Source organism: Streptococcus pluranimalium (genome assembly GCF_047785745.1).
In the GTDB taxonomy this organism is placed as follows: Bacteria; Bacillota; Bacilli; order Lactobacillales; family Streptococcaceae; genus Streptococcus; species Streptococcus pluranimalium_B.
The window spans coordinates 1-724 of record NZ_JBLOJT010000222.1; the positions used below are offsets into that span (position 1 = coordinate 1).

Sequence of the window (724 nt, forward strand, 5' to 3'; positions counted from 1 at the left end):
CATTTAAGTACAAGGTGTAAATCTGGACGATTTACTAGGATAAGGAGACTCGAACCATAATTCTATATTCAGATTGTGAATTAAAATCAGTATTACTGATGAACAGCGGGAGCTGATTACCCTTAGAAAGCGAAATAGAGAACTTGAAATGCAGCTAGACATCCTAAAGCAAGCGGCGGTGATTATGGCACAAAAAGAGAAATAATCACTGCTAACAAGGCTAAATACAGCATTTCAGCCATGTGTCGGTGGTTGAATCTCCCGCGTTCCAGCTATTACTATAAAGCCTCAGAACCAGTAGCTGAAGCTGATCTTGAAGAAAAGGTGAAACAGATTCTCCTCGAGAGCCAATCGAGATACGGTGCCAGAAAGATCAAGCAATGTCTAGCCACAGATGGGATTATCTTATCTCGTCGCCGCATTCGTCGGATCATGAAGCAGTTAAATCTCGTATCTGTTTACCAGCAGGCTAGCTTCAAGCCACATTCTAAAGGGAAAAACGAAGCCCTATTCCAAATCTCTTAGCCAGACAATTCCACCAAGAAAGATCACTGGAAGCGATTGTGACCGATTTGACATATGTCCGTGTTGGTCAGCGATGGGCTTATGTTTGCTTGATTATTGACCTCTTTAATCGTGAAATCATTGGTCTGTCAGTCGGTTGGCAGAAGACTGCAGAGCTCGTAAAGCAAGCGATTCAGAGTATCTCTTATGCTTTAACCAA

The 724-nt window shown here is 42.4% G+C and carries 1 pseudogene; it reads left to right on the forward strand.

The annotated features are described in order from the left end of the window. Nucleotides 1–88: 88 nt before the first annotated feature. Nucleotides 89–724: pseudogene (locus ACMZ6U_RS10625) on the forward strand (IS3 family transposase); the annotation flags it as partial.